This window comes from Polyangiaceae bacterium (assembly GCA_015075635.1).
GTDB lineage: Bacteria > Myxococcota_A > Polyangia > Polyangiales > Polyangiaceae > JADJKB01.
In genome coordinates this window covers 2,386,190-2,402,830 of the sequence record JABTUA010000002.1, presented here as the reverse complement: position 1 = coordinate 2,402,830, position 16,641 = coordinate 2,386,190, and the positions used below count along the sequence as shown (strand labels likewise).

The window sequence follows — 16,641 nt, the reverse complement described above, 5'->3', positions numbered from 1 at the left end:
GAGACAACAATGAATGAGGATCTAGTAGTTCGACGCGATGAACTCGTGAACAACCCGACGGCTCGAGTGCCCGTTTGCCTCTGCCTCGACACGAGCGGTTCGATGGCTGGGGCCCCGATCGCCGAGCTCAACGAAGGCGTCGGCTTGTTTTTTCACGCGATTCAGGACGATGAGGTCGCGAAGTACGCTGCGGAAATTGCCGTTGTCACGTTCGGCGGTAGCGCGGAGAAGCTCCTCGACTTCGGGTCCATTGCCCGCCAACAGGTTCCGGTCCTCCGGGCGGACGGAGCAACACCGCTCGGAGGCGGCGTGAATCTGGCGCTGGACCTGCTCGAAGCGCGGAAGAAGGAGTACTCGCAGGCTGGCATCGACTACTACCAGCCGTGGCTCGTGCTCATGACCGACGGCCAGCCCACCGACGGCGCTGAGGTAGTTCAAGCCGCCGTGGAGCGAACGGTCTGCCTCGCCGACGCCAAGAAGCTCACACTCTTCCCGATCGGCATCGGACCGGGTGCCGACATGGCAGTTCTCGCGCGCTTCTCACCAAAGCGCACGCCGCTGCGCCTTCAGGGCCTGAACTTCAAGGCGTTCTTCGAGTGGCTGAGCAAGAGCGTATCCCGCGTATCTCAGAGCATTCCGGGCGAGAGCGTTCCGCTCGACGAGAAGGGCATCAAGGGATGGGCCGACCTCTGAGCCGATGGATGTTCTCGAGCGCAGCCGTAGTGGGACGGTCGCATGAGAGCGCTGGCGTGGCATGCCAGGACGCCGTCGCTGGCCGGCGCGCAGGCGGCGTCGTCGCCATCGCGCTCGCTGACGGTGCGGGCTCTGCTCGACACTCAGGCCGCGGCGCGCAGACCGCGGTCTCGACGGCTCTCGATCTCGTCACGGGTTCGTTCGACTCCCTCTACGACGATTCGGTCGACGCCGGGCGTGAGAAGATCGTCGGTGCTGTTGTCGCGTCAGTCACCGAGGACGCTCGAGCGCTCGGCGCGTCGGTCTCCGATTTCGCAAGCACCCTGCTGTTCGTGGCCGTCAAAGGTGAGCGCTACCTCGCGGCTCACCTTGGAGACGGTGTCATTGTGGCCGAGCGCAGCGGCGAAAGGACAGTGCTGTCTCACCCGCAACGTGGTGAGCACGTCAACGAGACCGTCTTCGTGACGTCCCGTGGTGCTGCCGCGCAATTGCTTCTAGATCGCGGAACACTTGGCGCGGTGTCCGCATTCGCGGTGATGTCTGACGGCTCCGCTGAATCACTCTACATGCGGAGGGACCGGACGACCGCGGCAGCGATCACGTCGATGTGGTCCTGGCTCGATGGCCACCCTCCTTCGAAAGTTAGCGCGGCCCTCGCGAGCAATTTGCGTGATCACCTGCGCCTCTTCACCGGCGACGACTGCTCGCTCGCACTGCTCAGGCGTGTCACGGTGATGGCGGACAAGCTCCCGGAGATGGACGTTGCGTTCGCCGGAGCATTCCTAGACTGCAGGTCACCACGCGGACTGCACAACCGTCTCGCGGTTCTCGCTGCGCTCGGCGGTGCCGATAGGCCAGTCTCGACGGCTGAACTCTCCGCTCGGAGCTCACTGTCTGTCAGCGCATTTCGAAGGCACGCCCGGTACCTGCGGGAACTCGAGCCCCCGGCCAGATCGGCGTGACCCGCGCGACGTGGGGTGGTCCTGCGCTGGCGCGCAAGGCGTCAGGGGCTCTTCGTCAGTGCCACCGCGGGCAGCTTGTCCTCAAGGTCATCCAGCCGCCTCATGAGGGCGGCATCGAGTTCGTGCAGCTTGCCCTCAAGGCCATCCAGCCGCTTCATGAGGGCGGCATCGAGTTCGCGCAGATATTTGTCACTGGCGCCCAGCTGCGTATCAATGTCGTTCAGCTTGCTCTCAAGGTCCCACTTGAGGCTCCGCAGGTCATCCCGCACCTTATCGGCATCGCAATAGTCCATGCCTACACCCTACCAGTCGACGCGCGTGTCCCGCCAGCCCAGGTGCTGCACACGGCACGGACTTGAAGTCGTTCGGTGATTTCGTTGGCAAGTGGGATGAGGGCTGATCCCGTCCGCGCGCGAAGCTCCACGGGGTCGCCCCGGCCGCGTACCTCCGCGAAGCGATCAGGGCTGCTGACCGCGGCGAAGTGCTCCTGCCCTGGCAGATGCCCCGCTGAGCTCGGCGATCAGGTCAAGACGGGGCGCCGAGGGCACTTACCGAATGCCGGACACCAGCGGCTGTGGCGTCGAGGCTCAGCGACGACGCGAGCCGCGCGGCGCCGAAGCTTCGGCATGTGGGGCGCGTACGTCTACACGTCGACGTCCACGATCAACGGCACGTGGTCGCTCACGTCGCTCCAGTCCTCATGCGCGCCCACTCGGACATGCAGCGAGCGGTCCGCCCAGTCGCGCGGGAGAAAGCAGTAGTCCAAGTGAAACTTGCTGTTCGGCTTCCCTCCATGGAAGTGCGTTGCGCGGCGCTCGCTTCCGGGCACCTCAGCGAAAAAGTGGTGGTACGCGCTGACCAAATCCAGAGACTCCGTGCGCGCAATCAAGTCCGCCCATTGGCGATGATCGCGACTTGCGTCGACGTTGAAATCGCCAAGAAGCACCGTTGGCAACTGCTTGATCCATCCCCGGTAATGATCGATTCCAGCATGGGCCTGCAGGTAGGCTTCGCGTGGCTTCGCTTCTTCTTTGAACGTCCACACTGCTGCCACCTGGAACCGGAGGTCTCCGCGTCGTGCAGTGAATGGCCAAAAGCCCGCTATCGCTTCTGATGCGTGGAACGCAGGCTCGAGCTCAATGCCAGTGTATGAAAGCACGCCAAGGCCGCGGCTCCATCCAGGCCCGCTACATCTCTGGCGGAACGTTGGCTGATGGTCTCCGTCGAGGAAGAGCTCGCCCTCGAGCTCTTCCATTTCGGGGACGATCAGCACGTCTGGCTTGAAGCGGGCGACCCTCGCAGCCTTGCGGCGAAACGCTCCAATTCGACAGTTCCACGTGCTCAATCGCATCGCTGTTCCCTCCACCGATCATTACTCAGAGCATCCCGAGGTCGCAAGCGCAGCGCGCGGTGCGCCGCGAACTGACGCCGGCGATCCGAGTGCGCGATACCGCGCCCGTCACTGCGGCCGCCACTACGTGCTGCCAGCCTGAGTCACGACCTTGTTTGCCGCCCACGCGATGACATCCAAGAAAAGTCCGCGCCCAGCGGCGTCGGCCAGAACCGTCAGAGAGAACTGTGGCCAGCCCGTCAGTTCGTCGTCGCCGATCCCGGGGACGGCGTTCAACTTCGACGCGAGCTCGCGGCGCGCGGCTTCGCTCGAGAGCGACGGGTGCTTGTCGAGGTATCCGAACTGGACCTGGAGAGTGCCGTCTGTCCACACGCTGAACGGTCGAAAGCCTCGCGCGCCGTCATCGAAGCTCGGTACGAAGGAGCCCCTCGCCGTCCCCGTCCCGAAGACTACTTCTGCGTTCTTCTTGCACCAGTCGAGCAGCGTGAGCGCTACGTGCGCGGCGTCTGGCGAGGCTTGTTGGGCTAGGGCCTCGCGGAACGAGCCCTCGTCCCACTTTTTCCGTTTCCCTGGAAGCCCCTTCCGCTTGTCGTCGATGCTCTTTTGCGTGATGCCAAAGACCTGGGGCACGAGCGTTCGAAGCCCTTCGCCAGCGAACAATCGGATTTGCACGGCGAGCACCTCTGAGGGGTGCATCTGCTCGTTGAGAAATTCCACCACCCTCCGCAGCTCCTGCGGGATCTCGTCCGCGACGAACACCATGCGTATCCGGCCCGCGTGGAGGTTGGTCTCGACTTGGTTCCAGAACTGCTGGTGCTCGACGTCGGGCCCGAGGAACTCGCGCAGTACGTGATCGATGTTGGAACCGCTCGCCTCGCAGCGAGAAGCCAAGGAGCTCCGGACCTGGTCTGCTGGCCAGTACGCTACGCCGTTGGCGGCGTAGTCCAGCATCTGGCCCACGACCTCGCGGCGAATTCTGGTGTCGGAGCTCCGCTTCACCTCGACAAGTGTGGGGATGCCATCTTGGTCGAGGAACAAGTGGTCCAAGGCCCACCGGTCAGCGGCACCCGTCGCGTCCGGCACCCCCGTTTCCCGCGATACGAGCAACCACCTGCGGGGCGACGTCGGGTCGATCTGATCTCCCGCGAGGAGGCTCGGGTATTCCGCCAACAGCCGCTGGAGCAAATCTTCAGAGTCGTACTTCTGACTCGCCATCTCCACGAGTTTCCCGTCGTCGCGGATCACGTAGATTCCTACGGCCACTCCAAATCCTCCTGCGGTCTGGGCGCTTCGATTGCTGACAATAGCCCGGGGCCAGCATCTCACGAACTGCCAGACCGAGAAGCCAAAGCTTGGAGGCTGACCGCCCCCGGGCCGGATGGAGCGTCCCAAAACCAGCGCCGGAGCCCACAGGTGAAGAATGAGCAGCCAGTCGCCAGTCAAGCAAGCGAAGCGTGCGGGGCGGCCCCGCTTGGTTATCGACTTTTTCTACTTGGACGCGCTCGGCACGCGCCGACGCTACCGCCGTGACGCGCACACGTGCACTCCGACGGCCGCGCGAGCCGAAGCTCAACGGCTCATCGATCTCGCGGCGCGCACAGGCTCACCCTTCGAGTCGACGCAGGTCATGAAGACGTTCGAGGCGTTCGTGCACGAGGTGTACCGCCCTCTCTTCATGCGCCGACTCCGCCCCGGAACCCGGGAACGATACGAGGGCATCTTTCGCCAGGGCGTCATGGCTCACTTCGGCTCGATGCGCCTCGACGCCATCGGGCACGTCGAAGTGCTGAAGTACACGGCGAAGCTCGAGCAGCGGCGGCGGACTCACACGCCGAACGGCAAGAGCCGCGGCATCGATCCCCGCGGCCACGGGGATCTGGTCCGAGCAGTCCTTCGAGCGGCAGTCGCCGCGAGGGAGCTGGCAACGATGCCCGTGCTTCCGCGTTTTCCCGAGTCCGCCAAGCTCCCGAGCGCACCGCCCGAGCAGCACGTCGCTGCGCTCCTCGGCGCGGCGCCTCGGGGCCTCCGACTCTCCGTGGCTCTCTGCGCGCTGGCGGGACTTCGGCAGGGCGAGGTGCGAGCTCTGCAGGTCGGCGACATCGATTTCGACCAACTTCTCATCTGGGTACGGCGCGCGTACAGCGCCGACGAGCTTGTCGCCCCGAAGGGAAATCGCGAGCGCGTAGTCCCGATGATCCCGGAGCTCGAGCAGGTCCTTCGCGAGGCGGTCGTGGGTAAGTCTTCCAGAGCGCTGCTCGTCAGCGACGAACGGTGCAAGCCGTTGCCGCGCCAGCGCCTGCTGGCTCAGTTGAAGGCCTTCGAGAACCGGAGCGGGCTAGCCGAATGGGGCTGGCATGCCCTCCGTCACTACTTCTGCAGCCAGCTCGCGCGAAAGGGGGCGAGCCTCGAGGCCATTCGAGTCCTTGCGGGTCACGGCAGCGTCCGCACCACGGAGCGCTACCTGCACGTCACTCGCCAAGACCTTCGCGACGCCATTGCGCGGCTGAGCGCTGCCCCCGCTCCACTCGCATACGTACGGTGAAGGCCTCGGGGGTAGAGACAGCGTCCGAATCACGTGCCAGCACCGTGTGTTACAGCGGTCGTGCACCGCCGCCGCCACGGCCGCCGGGGCGCCGCCGCGACCGCCGCACGCATGCCGCGTGCACGCTGCCTGCAGGTCCCGCGGACGGCGAACACCAGGTTCAGTGAAAATCAGCCCAGAAGAGCCCAAATTTACGCCTCCACGACGTCCTTCAGAGGCCTCTGCGACGCTCCCCGGGGGCTTCGCAGAGGCTCGCGTTCTCGCTGCGCCGCAGCCTGGTATACGCGCGCACGGTGCTCGACAGGAACGCTGCGTATTCCCGTTGAAATCGCGCTGTTGGCGCGGTCTACGTCGCGCGCACTACGCGGCAAGGGCGCACCCCTCAGGCGATTTCTACGCCCGCATCGTGCGCGCATTGCACCGAATCGCGCGGCGCGCTCCGGGCACGCGCGACCCTACTGCAAGCACCTGCTCCGCCCTTGCAGGGGCGCTTCGCCGGGGCAGGGACTATCGCATCCGAAGCGGGCCACAAGGCCCAGGAGGATGAGATGGAAGACGACTACATCACGTACGAGCAAGCCGCCCAGGTGCTGGGCCTCAAGGTCAACACCCTCTACAGCATGGTCGCCACCAAGCGCGTGCCGCACGTCAGGTTGGGCCCGCGCCTGGTCCGGTTCTCACGCAAGGCCCTCGCCGAGTGGCTCTGCACCCACGCCGTTCAGCCGACCGAGCCCGCGACCGGGAAGGCCACGACCTGACCCGGGGTGGCGGGCGCCTCACGCCCGAGGCGGTCGTAGTCGGCCTGGAAGGCCTCCGGGGCCAGGTGGGCATAGCGCTGGGTCATCACCACCGACTGGTGGCCCAGGATCCTCTGGAGCTTGAACAAGTCGCCGCCCTTCATGACCCAGTGGCTGGCGAAGGTGTGGCGGAGGTCGTGGAAGCGGACGTAGGGCCGCTCCTTGCCGCCCCGGATGACCTTGGGGAAGCCCGCGGCGTCGAGCACGCGGTGCAGGACCTCCTGGAAGATCCGGGCGGACTCGCGGTACATGCCGGCGTCGCGGTTGGTGAAGACCAGACGGCCGGGGTGGCGCAGGCGCCACTCCTTGAGCACGCCGAGCAGCGGGGTCAGGATGGGCACGTACCGGACCTTGTCGGACTTGGTGGGCCCGTCGAAGCTGCGCTGGACCGTGATCAGTCGCCGCTCGAGGTCGATGTCCGGCCACTCGAGCGCCGCCAGCTCGCCGGCGCGCATGCCGGTGTAGATGGCCACGGCGTAGAGCACGAAGGCGTACTCGCCCTCGGCCCGCGCGGCCCGGAGGAATCGCTCGATCTCCTCGTCGGTGCGCAGGTACTGGTAGTCCGTGCTGAAGAGCGAGACCTTGGGCTTTCGGAGCTTCGGCACCCGGGTCAGCCACGGCACCCTGAAGCTCGCGGCGACGTTGAGCATGGTCTTGAGCAGGGTCAGGTGGTTCGAGACGGTCTTCGGGCTGAGCTCGTCCTTCTCGTTGATGTAGTCGTCGCCGTCCTCGACCCCGACGTCCATCACCCGCATCTTCCCGAAGAACGGACGGAGGTGGGCCCGGATGATGCTCACGTCGTCCTTGGAGCTGCGCTTGTGCAGCGCGCGCTTGTCGAGCCAGTAGTCGAAGAGCTCGTCGCAGGTCTTGTCGGGGTCGATCTGGGCCAGGCGCCCGCGGCGGATGTCGGCGGTCTCGGCCTGGTTCTTGGCGAGCTCGGCCTGGGCCGTACGGAACTCGTCGAAGACGGCGCTCTGCCGCTGGCCGCGCGCGTCTGTCCAGCGGATGCGCCACTTGTCGCCATGTCGAACGGGCTTGGACACCGGAGTACCGGATCCCTTCCCCCGGCTCGGCCCGCCCCGCCCCTGCAAGCCCGAGCGCTGCCTTGCAGCGCCTGCGGCCGGTCGGCTCTGACTGGCCCACGCTTGGCCCAAGAAACGAAGAAGCGGAGTCGCCCGTGGGGGCTAACTCCGCATTCTCACTCGGTTGCGCGGGCAGGATTTGAACCTGCGACCTTCGGGTTATGAGCCCGACGAGCTACCAGGCTGCTCCACCGCGCGGGCGCACTCTACCCACGTTCCTTCGAGTGTCAAGCTGGGTTTCGGGGTGGGCGCGCGGGGCTCGCCGGCACTAATTTCGTGCGGGTTCCGCGCGCAGGGCGAGCGGGCGGTTCGGCGCGTAGCGCGCTCCGTGCGCGGCGGGGTTTCGCGCTCCGTCGCGACGTGCTCCGACGTCCCCGCGCCGGCTCAGGCGCGCATCCCCGGCGCTTCGTAGCCGACCTCGTCCACGTATTCGGCGTAGCCCCCGCCGAACGTGCGCACTCCCGTCGGCGAGACCTCGAGCACGCGGTTCGAGAGCAGGCGCAGGAAGTGGCGGTCGTGGGACACGAACAGCATCGTGCCGTCGTAGCCGGCCAGCGCCTCGATCAACATCTCCTTGGTGGCGATGTCCAGGTGGTTGGTCGGCTCGTCGAGCACCAGGAAGTTCGGCGGGTCGTACAGCATCAGCGCGAGCACCAGGCGCGCCTTCTCGCCGCCGGAGAGGATCTTGACGGGCTTCTCCACGTCGTCGCCGGGAAAGCCGAAGACGCCGGCCAGCGTCTTGAGCGAGCCGACCGAGGCGCGGGGGAACTTTCCGATCAGCATGTCCCAGACGCTGGAGCCGGGGTCGAGCAGCTCCATCGAGTGCTGGGCGAAGTAGCCGAGCTTCACGCTGGCGCCGACGGTGACGCGGCCGGCGTCGGGCTCTGCAGCGTGAGCCACGAGCTTGAGCAGCGTGCTCTTGCCGGCGCCGTTCACACCCATCACGCACCAGCGCTCCTTGCGGCGGATCAGGAGGTCCAGCCCGTCGTAGATGACGCGGGACCCGTAGGCCTTCTTCACGCCGTCCAGCTTGACCACGTCGTCGCCGGAGCGGGGCGACTCGGGGAAGTCGAAGCGGAGCTTCTTGCGTCGTTTGGGCGGCTCCACCCGCTCGATCTTTTCCAGCTTCTTCACCCGCGACTGCACCTGCGCGGCGTGGCTGGCGCGGGCCTTGAAACGGGCGATGAAGGCTTCTTCCTTGGCCAGCATGGCCTTCTGGCGCTCGAATTCGCTCTGCTGCTGGGCGTCCAGCACGGCGCGCTGCGCCAGGTAGCTCTCGTAGTCGCCGGTGAAGCTGGTGAGCTCGCCGCCGTCGATCTCGATGACGCGGTTGACCAGCCGGTTCATGAACTCGTGGTCGTGCGAGGTCATGATCAGCGCGCCGTCGAAGGCCTTCAGGAACTGCTCGAGCCACAGGATGGACTCGAGGTCCAAGTGGTTGGTCGGCTCGTCGAGGAGCAGCGCGTCCGGCTTCATGAGCAGGATGCGCGCGAGGGCGACACGCATCTTCCAGCCGCCGGACAGCGCACCGACGTCGCCGTCCATGACCTCCCCGGAGAAACCCAGGCCAGCGAGGATCTCTCGGGCCTTGGCCTCGAGCGCGTAGCCGCCGAGCTCTTCGAAACGCGCCTGCGCCTCCCCGAACTCCTCGATCAGCCGGTCCATCTGCTCGGCGAGCGCCGGGTCGGCGAGGTCGTGCTCGAGCTGGGCGAGGCGGGCCGCGATGGCCGACACGGGACCGGCGCCGTCCAGGGTCGCGGCGACCACGCTCTGCCCCGACATGTCCCCGACGTCCTGGCTGAAGTAGCCGACGGTGATCCCCTTGTCGACCATCACCTGGCCGGCGTCCGGGTCCTCCTCCTTGACGATCATGCGGAAGATCGTGGACTTGCCCGCGCCGTTCGGACCGACCAGGCCCACCCGGTCGCCGCGGAACACCGCGAACGAGGCGTCGGCGAACAGGATCTGCTTGCCGTGCTGCTTGGCGACCGAGTCGAGGCGGAGCATGGGGCGCCGCCTTTGACACGGCCTGGGAATGGTGTCGAGGAATGCGGGAAATCCAGCGCTTGACGCGAGTTTGGCTGGCGGCTAAGGATACCTGTGGTAACCCTGACGCATACGTAAGGGTTCTGTCCCGCACGAGAGAGTTTATGGCCAGGAAAGTCCGTCTCCAGGTAGCTCCCATGCCGGCGAACGAGCGTTCGCCCCTGGCGGAGCCGCCGGTGGAGGAGCTGGGCGTGAGCCCGGACACCGTCCTCCTGGTGGGTGACCTCGCGAAGTCCACCGGCAAAACCGTGCGCGCCATTCACCTGTACGAAGATCTCGGGCTGCTCCGGCCGCACGAACGCAGCAAGGGGCGCTACCGCCTGTTCGGGCCGGAGGCGCTGGTTCGCGTGCGCTGGATCACCAAGCTGCAGTCGCTCGGCTTCTCGCTCTCGGAGATCCAGGAGCTGGTCAAGGCCCAGGGCGACTCCGAGAGCGCCAAGCTCGCGGCCAGCCGCTTGTCCGAGGTCTACCTGGCCAAGCTCGCGGAGACGCGGGCCAAGCTCGACGAGCTGACCCAGCTCGAGCGCGAATTGGTCGAGAGCCTGAGCTACCTGAACGCTTGCGGATCGGCTTGTGAGCCGCGTGTACCGGTGCACGCCTGCCCCACATGCGAACGGCACAGCGAAGAGAACGCGCCCGACCTGGTCGCAGGCGCCCAGACGCACTGAACATGGCCCTGAAATTCCCCATCTACATGGACAACCACGCCACGACCCGCGTCGATCCGCGCGTCGTCGAGGCCATGTTGCCCTTCTTCGACCAGACCTTCGGCAACGCAGCCAGCCGCACCCACGCCTTCGGCTGGGAAGCGGAGGCCGCCGTGGACGACGCCCGCGACACCATCGCCGGGCTGATCAACGCGGAGAGCGGCAAGGAGATCGTGTTCACCTCCGGCGCCACCGAGAGCGACAACCTCGCGATCAAGGGCGTGGCCGAGTACTACAAGCAGAAGGGCAACCACATCGTCACCACGGTGATCGAGCACAAGGCGGTGCTCGATTCGTGCAAGCGCCTGGAGAAGCAGGGCTACGAGGTGACCTACGTGCACGTCGGCAAGGACGGGCTGGTCGATCCCGACGACATCCGCCGCGCCCTGACCGACAAGACCATCCTGGTGAGCGTGATGCTCGCCAACAACGAGGTCGGCACCATCCAGCCGATCGGGGAGATCGGCAAGATCACCCGCGAGAAGGGCGTCCTCTTCCACACCGACGCGGTGCAGGGCATCGGCAAGACCGAGTTCGACGTGCGGGCCATGAACGTGGACCTGGCCTCGCTCACCGCCCACAAGCTCTACGGCCCCAAGGGCGTGGGCGCGCTCTACGTCCGGCGCAGCAAGCCCCGCGTGCGTCTCGTGGCGCAGATGGACGGCGGCGGGCACGAGCGTGGCAACCGCTCCGGGACGCTGAACGTCCCGGGCATCGTCGGCTTCGCCAAGGCGTGCGAGATCCTGAAGCGCGAGGGCAAGGCCGAGAACGAGCGCATCCGCGGCTTGCGCGAGCGTCTGCACAAGGGCATTGCCGCGGCGCTGGACGAGGTCGTGCTGAACGGCCACCCGGAGAAGCGCCTGCCCGGCAACCTGAACCTCTCCTTCTCGTTCGTGGAGGGAGAGGGCCTGATGATGGCCATCAAGGACGTCGCCGTTTCCAGCGGCTCGGCTTGTACCAGCGCGAGCCTGGAGCCCAGCTACGTGCTGCGCTCCATGGGCCTGGACGAGGAGCTGGCCCACTCCAGCATCCGCTTCGGTCTCGGGCGCTTCAACACCGCGGAGGAGGTCGACTACGTGATCGACCTGGTCGTCGGCAAGGTGAAGAAGCTCCGAGACATGTCGCCGCTCTACGAGATGTTCAAGGACGGCATCGATTTGAAGAGCATCCAGTGGGTTCCCCACTGAACCAGATTCGAGGGTCCCATGGCCTACAGTGAAAAAGTCATCGAACACTACGAGAACCCGAAGAACGTCGGAGTCCTCGACAAGGACGATCCGAACGTCGGCACCGGTCTAGTCGGCGCGCCGGCGTGCGGTGACGTGATGCGGCTGCAGATCAAGGTCAGCGACGAGGGCGTGATCGAAGACGCCAAGTTCAAGACCTTCGGCTGCGGCTCGGCCATCGCGTCGAGCTCGCTCGCCACCGAGTGGATCAAGGGCAAGCACATCGACGAAGCGGAAAGCATCCAGAACAGCCAAATCGCCGAGGAGCTCAACCTGCCGCCGGTGAAGATCCACTGCTCCGTGCTGGCGGAGGACGCCATCAAGAGCGCCATCGAGGACTTCCGGAAGAAGCGGGCAGCCCAGAAGGCGCTGGCGGAGCCGGCGGCGGCTGCAGCGGCAGAGGCGAACGCTTCCGCGGAGTGACCATGTTGGCGATGAGCAGCGAGACCACCTCCCCCAAGCCCGAAGCACCGGCCGAGACGAGCCGGGCGCTCTCGATCACCATCACCGACAAGGCGGTGCAGTTCGCCCGTGAGAAGCTGGCGAAGCGCGGCACGCCGGATGCGGCGATTCGCCTGGGCATCAAGGGCGGGGGGTGCTCGGGTTTCAGCTACGTGATCGCCTTCGAGGACGAGGCCCCGCGCGAGCGCGACCGCGTGTTCGAGGCCGACGGCGTGCGCTTCATCGTCGACAGGAAGAGCCTGATCTACCTGGCGGGCTCGGCGCTCGACTTCGAGAAGACGCTGATGTTCCAGGGCTTCAAGTTCAGGAACCCGAACGAGGCCACGAGCTGCGGCTGCGGGCACTCGTTCACCGTGAAGTAGAGGGGCCTGCCGAGCGCGCCTCGGCGGCCGCCGGCCATGCACGATCCGTTCACGACTCTTGGGCTCTTGCCCGCGTTCGACCTCGACGTCGAAGCCGCCGAGAAGCGTCACCGCGAGCTCAGCCGCGCCTTGCACCCCGATCGCTACGCGCAGAGCCCACCAGCAGAGCGGCGCGCCGCGCTCGGCAAGGCCATCGAGGTGAACGAGGCCTGGCGCACGCTGCGCGATCCCATCCGGCGCGGCGAGGCTCTGCTCAGGCGCATGGGCCTGCACGTGGACGAGGGGCAGGAGCCCAGGCCGGATCCCGCGCTCTTGATGGAAATGATGGAGAAGCGCGAGGAGCTCGCGCTCGCCGGCCGGCAGCGCGACGCGGCGCGGCTCGGGGCTCTGGTGAAGGAGATGAAGGAGCGCGAGGCCAAGGCCACGGCGGCGCTCAGCGCAGAGTTTCGGCGCGCGGCGGACAACGGCGGTGCGGGCAGCCACGCTGCCGCGCTGCAGAGCGGTCTGGGTGAGCTGCGCTACTACCGGCGCTTTCTGGACGAGGCCGCGACTCTCGAAGACGAGATCCTCTGATCATGGTCCTGCTCGACATCTTCGACCCCAAGGCACCGCCGAAGCCCATCGGCATCGACCTGGGGACCACCAACAGCATCGTGGCTCACGTGCGCGACGAGCGCCCCGTGGCGCTGACCACCTGCGACGGCACCGCGCTCCTGCCCAGCGTCGTCTACTACGGCGAGCACGGTAACGTGGTGGTCGGGGCTTCGGCCAAGGTCTACGCGACGCTCGCCCCGCAATCGACCCTGGCCAGCGTGAAGCGCTTCATGGGCCGTGGCGCCGACGACGCCGAGACCGGGCGCCTGAGCACCCATCGCTTCGCCCCGCCCGCGAGCCCCGAGCAGGCGAAGGTCGTGCGCTTCGACGTCGGTCGGGGCCGCGTCGTGACTCCGGTCGAGGCCAGCGCGGAGATCCTGAAGAGCCTCAAGCAGAGCGCGGTCGATCAGCTGGGCGCGGTGGGCGGCGCCGTGATCACGGTTCCGGCCTATTTCGACGACGCCCAGCGCCAGGCCACGAAAGACGCCGGCCGTCTGGCGGGTCTCGAGGTGCTGCGCCTCTTGAACGAGCCGACGGCGGCGGCCCTCGCCTACGGGCTCGACAAGAAGCAGAACGGCCTGTTCGCGGTCTACGACCTCGGCGGCGGCACCTTCGACATCACCATCCTTCTGCTCGAAGACGGCGTGTTCCAGGTCAAGAGCACCGGTGGCGACAGCGCCCTGGGCGGTGACGACATGGACCGGCTGGTCGCCGAGGAGATGATCGCCGCGATGGGCGCTCCGGCGCACACCCCGGAGATCGTGGGCCTGGCGCTGGAGGCGGCGCGGCGCGCCAAGCACGGCCTGACGGACGCCACGGAGGTCGCGGTCGAGCTGCCGAAGCGCGGCGGTGGCGCGGTGGAGTACCGGCTCACGCGCGCGCACTTCGACGAGCTGATCCAGCCTCTGCTCGAGCGCACGGGGCGGGCTTGCCGGCGCGCGCTCCGCGACGCAGCCCTGGGCCCGGCGGAGCTCGCGGGCGTGATCCTGGTCGGCGGCTCGACCCGGGTCCCGCGCGTGCGGAGCTACGTGAAGGAGATCTTCGGCCAAGAGCCGCTGGGCGACATCGATCCGGATCTGGTGGTCGCCTACGGCGCCGCAGTGCAAGCGCAGCTCCTGGCCGACGCGAGCGACGAGATCCTGCTTCTGGACGTGCTGCCGCTCTCTCTCGGGGTGGAGACCATGGGCGGCGGCGTGGACAAGGTGCTGCCACGCAACACCACGATCCCGGCCGGCGCGCGCTCGACCTTCACGACCTACGCCGACAACCAGACCGGCTTCGAGATCCACGTCGTGCAGGGCGAGCGGGAGCTGGCCCGTGACTGCCGCTCGCTCGCGCGCTTCACCCTCAGGGGCATTCCGCCCATGCCCGCCGGCATGGCCCGGCTCGAGATCACCTTCCACGTGGACGAGAACAACCTGCTCCAGGTCGAGGCCAAGGAGCTCGGCACCGGGGTGCACCAGGTGATCGAGGTCAAGCCGAGCTACGGCCTGACGGACGAGCAGGTCGAGGAGATGCTGCTCGACGCCCTGGACCACGGCGAAGAAGACTTCGAGGCGCGGCGCCTGGCGGACGCGAAGGTCGAGGGCTCGCGCATGCTGCTCGCGACGAAGAAGGCACTGGCAGCGGACGTCGATCTCCTGAGCTCCGACGAACGCGCGCGGGTCGAGGCGGCCATCGGCGCGCTCGAACGCGCGCTCGAAACGGCCGAAAAAGTGGCCACGGTGCAGCTTCGCATCGACGCCCTGGACGACGCGACCCACGAGTGGGCGGGCCGCCGCATGAACCGCGCGATTCAGTCCGCGATCGGCGGCAAGAGCGTGGAGGACGTCGGCGCGACGGTGGCCCACGCGCGCGGAGTGGACGCCCACCTGGCGGAGCACGGCGCGTTGCCGGTAAAGGAAAGCTGATGGCGAAGATCCGCTTCATCGATCAGGGCATCGAGGTCGAGGTGCCGCTCGGCCAGAGCGTGCTCCAGGCCGCGCAAAAGGCCCACGCCCCCGAGGGCTCGGCCTGCGGCGGGGTGTGTGCGTGCTCGACCTGTCACGTGTACGTCGAGAAGGGCGCCGAGCTCTTGAGCGAGGCCGAGGAGAAAGAAGAGGACATCCTCGACAAGGCCTTCGACGTGCGCATGAGCTCGCGCCTGGGCTGCCAGTCGAAGGTCGTGAAGGAAGGCGTGGTCGAGGTCCGGATCAGCCAGGAGAGCCTGGACGCCTTCTACAACGAGCACCCGGACGTGCAGCGGCCGGGCTAGGGTGTCCTCGGTGTGCGACCGGGCGGCTCGCATGATCAGATCTCGATCCGCCAGTGAGGCGTGAGTGCGAGAACAGGCCGGACGCGCTGCGCGACGACCCTTGGAAGTCCCCGGAGGGGATACCCGACGGGGTGGACCGGCGCCGGCTGTTTCGACAGTTTGGAAGCGTCGCGTGGCGGTGGCTGTGGTCAACCGAGTGAGAACGAGGGACACCGCTCAGCGCGCAGACGTGTAGCGGGGCTCCTGCGTCTCCACGCACATCAGCGACTCCGGGCGAACCGGGGCGGCGCCGGCGTCGGGCGAGGTGGCCGTGTGGAACACGCGCGCGCGGAGCTTGAGCCCGGCTTCGAGCAGCTCTTTTCCCGCGTCCTTGGCCGGACCGGTGGCCACGATGGCCTTCACGTGCTCGAGGGCGGTCTTCTTGCCGAGCGGAACGAAGGCGAAGCCGAGCAGCGCGAACATCCCCACCCCGATCTCGAGCACACGCCGGCCGACTCGGGTGATCACGGCGACGAGGGTAGTCGTCCGCGCAGTGCATAACGAAGTTCGCGGGGACGCACGTGCGTCAGCTCTTGCCGGTGAGCTTGAGCACCCGCTCGACCAGCTCGCCGGAGAGCGTGCCCTGCCCGAGCTGCTTCAGCGCCGGGACGATCACCTTGCGCCACTCCTCGCGGTCGGCGCTGGAGAGGTCCACGACCTTCATCTTCTTGGCGATGCGGGTGTAGGCCTGGGCGTCCTGCTTGCGCACGCGGTCCTTGTTCACCTGCGTGGCGCGCTTCTGCAGATCCCAGAAGATGGTCTGCAGATCTTTGGGCAGGTCGTCGAGGGCCTTCTTGCGGAACACGGTGCCGCCGATGGCGCACACGCTGGCCGTGGACGAGACGTGGTCGAGGTAGGGCGTCCACTGGAGCTGCTCCGCCGCCAGGGCCGGCGCGTTCAGCGCCTCGATCTTTCCGGCGCGCAGCGCGGGTAGCACCTCCGTCGGCGAGAGCGGCGTCGGCACGACCCCGCCGATGGAGGTGTAGATGGCTGGTCCAATCGGCTCGTTGCGCCACACCAGCGGGCGCCGGCCCTTGAGATCGCTGGGCCGGCGCAGCTCGAAGCCGCGCGTCCACTGGCGGATGAGCCCGAGATCGCCCCAGCCCACGACCTGGAAGCCCTCCTTCTCGAAGCGCTTCTCGAGCTCCGGCGCGAGGTCGGCGCGCACCTTGTCGAGCAGATCCCAGGAGTCCACCACTCCCGGGAGCTGGAGCACCATCACGTCCTTCGTGATGCGGGACATGCCCACCGAGGTGAGCGCGGCGCCGTCCAGGGACCCGGTCTTCATCTTCGAGACCATGGTGTCTTCCATGCCCTGCGAAGCGTTGTAGTAGACCTCGAGCTCGAGCTTGCCGCCGCTCTTCTGCGAGAGCGCCTTCTGCCAGACTTTGAAGACCTTGCCCCAAGCGGAGTTCTTCGGCGCCAGGGTCCCCACGCGCAGCTTGTGGGTGTCGGCGCGGCCGGGAGCGGCGTGCAGGAGGAACGCGCAGGCAACGAGGCAGGCGAAGAGCAGGCGCATGGAGA

General features: G+C 67.1%; 18 protein-coding genes and 1 tRNA gene. 11 read left to right on the top strand and 8 right to left on the bottom strand.

Features of this window, described 5'->3' with window-relative positions; genetic code table 11:
• Window positions 1-9 precede the first annotated feature (9 nt).
• Window positions 10-693: a VWA domain-containing protein gene (locus HS104_26915; protein MBE7483597.1), complete on the top strand. Its 684-nt coding sequence runs from the start codon at window positions 10-12 to the stop codon at window positions 691-693.
• A gap of 56 nt (window positions 694-749) precedes the next feature.
• Window positions 750-1,655 carry a protein phosphatase 2C domain-containing protein gene (locus tag HS104_26910; protein ID MBE7483596.1) on the top strand — a complete coding sequence of 302 codons (906 nt, stop codon included), beginning with the start codon at window positions 750-752 and terminating at the stop codon, window positions 1,653-1,655.
• 41 nt (window positions 1,656-1,696) lie between these two features.
• Here HS104_26910 and HS104_26905 read toward each other — a convergent pair whose 3' ends face one another.
• The 3 genes from HS104_26905 to HS104_26895 form a co-directional block, all read right to left on the bottom strand.
• Complete coding sequence (locus tag HS104_26905; GenBank protein MBE7483595.1) at window positions 1,697-1,948, bottom strand: hypothetical protein; 252 nt, start codon at window positions 1,946-1,948, stop codon at window positions 1,697-1,699.
• A 350-nt stretch (window positions 1,949-2,298) separates the two neighbouring features.
• Window positions 2,299-3,006, bottom strand: coding sequence for an endonuclease/exonuclease/phosphatase family protein (locus HS104_26900; protein ID MBE7483594.1), 708 nt, complete (start codon window positions 3,004-3,006; stop codon window positions 2,299-2,301).
• Between the two features lie 123 nt (window positions 3,007-3,129).
• A complete protein-coding gene (locus HS104_26895; GenBank protein ID MBE7483593.1) occupies window positions 3,130-4,251 on the bottom strand; it encodes a hypothetical protein in 1,122 nt (373 codons plus the stop codon).
• Between the two features lie 382 nt (window positions 4,252-4,633).
• Here HS104_26895 and HS104_26890 point away from each other — a divergent pair, with 382 nt between their 5' ends.
• Together HS104_26890 and HS104_26885 are read left to right on the top strand one after the other, a co-directional pair.
• Entirely contained in the window at window positions 4,634-5,548 is a 915-nt protein-coding gene (locus tag HS104_26890; protein MBE7483592.1) for a tyrosine-type recombinase/integrase, read from the top strand.
• Window positions 5,549-6,096: 548 nt separating this feature from the next.
• Window positions 6,097-6,306, top strand: coding sequence for a helix-turn-helix domain-containing protein (locus HS104_26885; protein ID MBE7483591.1), 210 nt, complete (start codon window positions 6,097-6,099; stop codon window positions 6,304-6,306).
• On the opposite strand, the gene HS104_26880 is transcribed toward HS104_26885, so the two are convergent.
• From HS104_26880 to HS104_26870, 3 genes are all read right to left on the bottom strand, one after another.
• Window positions 6,267-7,388: a site-specific integrase gene (locus HS104_26880; protein MBE7483590.1), complete on the bottom strand. Its 1,122-nt coding sequence runs from the start codon at window positions 7,386-7,388 to the stop codon at window positions 6,267-6,269. The two genes, HS104_26885 and HS104_26880, sit on opposite strands and share 40 nt — an antisense overlap.
• A 163-nt stretch (window positions 7,389-7,551) precedes the next feature.
• Window positions 7,552-7,625: transfer RNA gene (locus HS104_26875), tRNA-Met, on the bottom strand.
• Between the two features lie 186 nt (window positions 7,626-7,811).
• On the bottom strand, window positions 7,812-9,434 hold the full coding sequence (locus tag HS104_26870) for an ABC-F family ATP-binding cassette domain-containing protein (GenBank protein MBE7483589.1): 1,623 nt from the start codon (window positions 9,432-9,434) through the stop codon (window positions 7,812-7,814).
• A 254-nt stretch (window positions 9,435-9,688) separates the two neighbouring features.
• Between HS104_26870 and HS104_26865 the strand changes: the two genes are divergently transcribed.
• Genes HS104_26865 through HS104_26835 form a run of 7 tightly spaced genes read left to right on the top strand, consistent with a single transcriptional unit; the run spans window position 9,689 to window position 15,078 of the window.
• Window positions 9,689-10,141, top strand: a complete 453-nt coding sequence (locus HS104_26865; GenBank protein ID MBE7483588.1) for a MerR family transcriptional regulator — start codon at window positions 9,689-9,691, stop codon at window positions 10,139-10,141.
• Window positions 10,142-10,149: 8 nt separating this feature from the next.
• The gene (locus HS104_26860) at window positions 10,150-11,367 is read left to right on the top strand and encodes an IscS subfamily cysteine desulfurase (GenBank protein MBE7483587.1); all 1,218 of its coding nucleotides are present in this window, start codon (window positions 10,150-10,152) and stop codon (window positions 11,365-11,367) included.
• Window positions 11,368-11,385: 18 nt separating this feature from the next.
• Window positions 11,386-11,829, top strand: a complete 444-nt coding sequence (gene iscU, locus HS104_26855) for a Fe-S cluster assembly scaffold IscU (protein ID MBE7483586.1) — start codon at window positions 11,386-11,388, stop codon at window positions 11,827-11,829.
• An 11-nt stretch (window positions 11,830-11,840) separates the two neighbouring features.
• Window positions 11,841-12,230: an iron-sulfur cluster assembly accessory protein gene (locus HS104_26850; protein ID MBE7483585.1), complete on the top strand. Its 390-nt coding sequence runs from the start codon at window positions 11,841-11,843 to the stop codon at window positions 12,228-12,230.
• Window positions 12,231-12,266: 36 nt separating this feature from the next.
• Window positions 12,267-12,803, top strand: coding sequence for a Fe-S protein assembly co-chaperone HscB (hscB, locus tag HS104_26845; protein ID MBE7483584.1), 537 nt, complete (start codon window positions 12,267-12,269; stop codon window positions 12,801-12,803).
• Between the two features lie 2 nt (window positions 12,804-12,805).
• A complete protein-coding gene (gene hscA / locus HS104_26840) occupies window positions 12,806-14,734 on the top strand; it encodes a Fe-S protein assembly chaperone HscA (protein MBE7483583.1) in 1,929 nt (642 codons plus the stop codon).
• On the top strand, window positions 14,734-15,078 hold the full coding sequence (locus HS104_26835) for a 2Fe-2S iron-sulfur cluster binding domain-containing protein (protein MBE7483582.1): 345 nt from the start codon (window positions 14,734-14,736) through the stop codon (window positions 15,076-15,078). The genes hscA and HS104_26835 overlap by 1 nt, the downstream gene beginning before the upstream one ends.
• Before the next feature lie 216 nt (window positions 15,079-15,294).
• Here HS104_26835 and HS104_26830 read toward each other — a convergent pair whose 3' ends face one another.
• Together HS104_26830 and dctP are read right to left on the bottom strand one after the other, a co-directional pair.
• On the bottom strand, window positions 15,295-15,585 hold the full coding sequence (locus HS104_26830; GenBank protein MBE7483581.1) for a hypothetical protein: 291 nt from the start codon (window positions 15,583-15,585) through the stop codon (window positions 15,295-15,297).
• Window positions 15,586-15,643: 58 nt separating this feature from the next.
• Window positions 15,644-16,636: a TRAP transporter substrate-binding protein DctP gene (gene dctP / locus HS104_26825; GenBank protein ID MBE7483580.1), complete on the bottom strand. Its 993-nt coding sequence runs from the start codon at window positions 16,634-16,636 to the stop codon at window positions 15,644-15,646.
• Window positions 16,637-16,641: the final 5 nt, after the last annotated feature.

Coding starts and splice junctions, on each gene's coding strand:
- HS104_26915 (MBE7483597.1), top strand. CDS start 10: ATGAATGAGGATCTAGTAGTTCGACGCGATGAACTCGTGAACAACCCG.
- HS104_26905 (MBE7483595.1), bottom strand. CDS start 1,948: ATGGACTATTGCGATGCCGATAAGGTGCGGGATGACCTGCGGAGCCTC.
- HS104_26900 (MBE7483594.1), bottom strand. CDS start 3,006: ATGCGATTGAGCACGTGGAACTGTCGAATTGGAGCGTTTCGCCGCAAG.
- HS104_26890 (MBE7483592.1), top strand. CDS start 4,634: ATGAAGACGTTCGAGGCGTTCGTGCACGAGGTGTACCGCCCTCTCTTC.
- HS104_26885 (MBE7483591.1), top strand. CDS start 6,097: ATGGAAGACGACTACATCACGTACGAGCAAGCCGCCCAGGTGCTGGGC.
- HS104_26870 (MBE7483589.1), bottom strand. CDS start 9,434: ATGCTCCGCCTCGACTCGGTCGCCAAGCAGCACGGCAAGCAGATCCTG.
- iscU (MBE7483586.1), top strand. CDS start 11,386: ATGGCCTACAGTGAAAAAGTCATCGAACACTACGAGAACCCGAAGAAC.
- HS104_26850 (MBE7483585.1), top strand. CDS start 11,841: ATGAGCAGCGAGACCACCTCCCCCAAGCCCGAAGCACCGGCCGAGACG.
- hscB (MBE7483584.1), top strand. CDS start 12,267: ATGCACGATCCGTTCACGACTCTTGGGCTCTTGCCCGCGTTCGACCTC.
- hscA (MBE7483583.1), top strand. CDS start 12,806: ATGGTCCTGCTCGACATCTTCGACCCCAAGGCACCGCCGAAGCCCATC.
- HS104_26835 (MBE7483582.1), top strand. CDS start 14,734: ATGGCGAAGATCCGCTTCATCGATCAGGGCATCGAGGTCGAGGTGCCG.
- dctP (MBE7483580.1), bottom strand. CDS start 16,636: ATGCGCCTGCTCTTCGCCTGCCTCGTTGCCTGCGCGTTCCTCCTGCAC.